2 protein-coding genes are annotated in these 2,494 nt (G+C 65.0%); both read right to left on the bottom strand.

The window, feature by feature from the left end:
• Positions 1–300 precede the first annotated feature (300 nt).
• Positions 301–1,395 (bottom strand): PLP-dependent cysteine synthase family protein, encoded by a 1,095-nt coding sequence (locus tag BZL41_RS19950; protein WP_095600908.1) that lies wholly within the window; start codon positions 1,393–1,395, stop codon positions 301–303.
• Between the two features lie 10 nt (positions 1,396–1,405).
• Positions 1,406–2,290, bottom strand: coding sequence for a DMT family transporter (locus BZL41_RS19945; RefSeq protein ID WP_256578208.1), 885 nt, complete (start codon positions 2,288–2,290; stop codon positions 1,406–1,408).
• Between the last annotated feature and the right edge of the window lie 204 nt (positions 2,291–2,494).

The raw sequence follows: 2,494 nt of genomic DNA, 5'->3' as shown, positions 1-2,494 counted from the left end.
GGTGAGTTGTTCGGGGGAAGCGGCCACGTTGTGGAACCGCGCCAGCATCACCAGACAGGCGAGGCCGGTGTCCAGCTCCGGGGTGGGCTGGGCGTTTGAATCCTGCGAGTGCATCGTTGCGTCCCTGTCAGAAACAAGCAGCCTTGGCCAGCCAAGGCAAAGGGCCGCTATTGTTCCCACTAAGGATAGGGACACGGCGTGACGTTGATCACACCGATCAACTGAGTATCAAAAGGCTTACACGGGGGTAAGCCCTATCCTAGAGCGGGTCGGAAAGCCTGCTACCGACCCGCTGTTCTCTTACCGCACAATCATCGGCACATCCACCCGCAACGGTTCGCCCCGCTCAGCACAGGCGGCGATCTGTTCGACTAAGGGTTCCAGGGCGAAGCCCTGGGCGGCGAGCCAGGTGGGATCGTAGTAGGTCGTGGCGTAGCGTTCGCCGCTGTCGCAAAGGATCGCCACCACCGATCCCCGTTCACCCGCCGCGACCATGCGCTGGGCGGCCAGCAAGGCGCCGATCAGGTTGGTGCCGCTGGAACCGCCGACGCGGCGCCCCAGGCGGCGTGCCAGGTAGTGCATGGCTGCCAGCGACAGGGCGTCCGGCACCTTGCACATGGCATCGATCACCTGGGGTAGGAACGAGGCCTCGACGCGCGGCCGGCCGATGCCTTCGATGCGCGAGCCGCAATCCAGTCGCAGGCCGGCATCGCCGTCGCGGAAGTAGTCGAAGAACACCGAACGCTCGGCATCGGCGCAGAGCACGCGGGTGGCGTGCTGGCGATAGCGCACGTAGCGCCCGAGGGTCGCGGTGGTGCCACCGGTGCCGGGGCTCGACACCAGCCAGCTCGGTTCCGGGCAGCGTTCGAAGCGCAGTTGCTGGAAGATCGATTCGGCGATGTTGTTGTTCGCCCGCCAGTCGGTGGCCCGTTCGGCGTAGGTGAACTGGTCCATGAAGTGGCCGCCGCTTTCACGGGCGAGGCGCTCGGACTCTTCGTGGATTCTCGCAGGATCAGCGACCAAATGGCTTTTCCCGCCGTAGAAGGCGATCTGGGCGATCTTCTCCGGCGAAGTGGACGAGGGCATCACGGCGATGAAAGGCAAGCCAAGCAGCCGGGCGAAGTAGGCTTCGGAAATCGCCGTGGAGCCGCTGGAGGCTTCGATCACCGGCGCCCCCGGCTTGAGCCAGCCGTTGCACAGCGCATAGAGGAACAGCGAGCGGGCCAAGCGGTGCTTGAGGCTGCCGGTAGGGTGGCTGGATTCGTCCTTGAAGTAGAGATCGACGCCCGGCAGGCCCGGTACATCGAGCGGAATCAGGTGCGTGTCGGCACTGCGCTGGAAATCCGCTTCGATGATGCGGATCGCCTCGCGTGTCCACTGGCGCAGGTCTGTCATTACGAACCTCTCAATCAAGAATGCCGGCCGGTGCCGGCGGTGCACTTCGCCACTGGCTCAGGCCAACCCCGGCGAACACCAGTGCGACAGCCAGCATCTGCACCAGGGTAAGGCTTTCGCCCAGCAGCAGCACGGCGAAAATCAGGGTGAACACGGGAATCAGGTTGATGAACCCGGATGCCTGACTGGCCGGCAGATGGCTGACGCCGAAGTTGTACAGGCCATAGGCGCCCACCGTCACCACCACGCCGAGGTAGAACACCGCCCCCAGGCCCAGGGGGCTGAGGGATGCCGGCATCGGCTCGGTCAGCGCCGCCAGCGGCAGGAAGAACAAGGCACCGATGAATGCCTGCATGGCCGTGAGCACGAATGCCGAATAACGCGTCGAGAGATGCTTGAGCAACAGCGTATAGCCGGTCGCGCAGAGCATGGCGAGGAATTCGAAGAAGTTACCGAGCAATGGCGCCGGGGCATGGTCGTCGGCCTCCCCCGCCAGGCTCAGCCAGACCGCCCCGACCACCGCCAGGAGGAAGCCGGCCAGGGTGGTACGGCTGACACGCTCACGCAGGAAGAGGAACGCGCCCATGGCCACCAACAGCGGCAGCAGCGCGGTGATCATCCCGGCCTGGGAGGCGCTGGTCCGTTGCAGTGCCAGGGCTTCGAAGATGAAGTACAGGCAGGGCTCGCAGGCGGCCAGGCCGATCAGGTATTTCCAGTCACCCGGGCGGTAGTCGAGACGACCGCGCCAGCGCCAGGCCAGCATGAACACCAGGCTGCCGAATGCCATGCGGCCGAAGATCACCCACAGCGGCGGCAACTCGCCGAAGGCCAGCTTGAGTGCGATGAACGAACTGCCCCAGAGCGCCATCGCGATGATCAGGCAGCCGATCGCCATGCCTCTGTTCTGCGCCGCCATGTCGCCTCCTCGGTAAAGCGCTCCAGTCTACGGAGAGTCCGGAGCGGACGACAGGCACAGCGGAAAGGGGAAACTGTTCGGTAGGGGCTCCCGGATTGCGCCGAGGCTTATCCGGGCTACGGAAGCTGTGTGTTCGTGTAGGAGCCAGCCCTGCTGGCGAAGCTTCTGCGCTGCCCCATTCGC

This window comes from Pseudomonas sp. PIC25, from assembly GCF_002286785.1.
Taxonomy (GTDB): Bacteria; Pseudomonadota; Gammaproteobacteria; order Pseudomonadales; family Pseudomonadaceae; genus Pseudomonas_M.
This window is presented reverse-complemented; position numbering and strand designations above follow the sequence as displayed.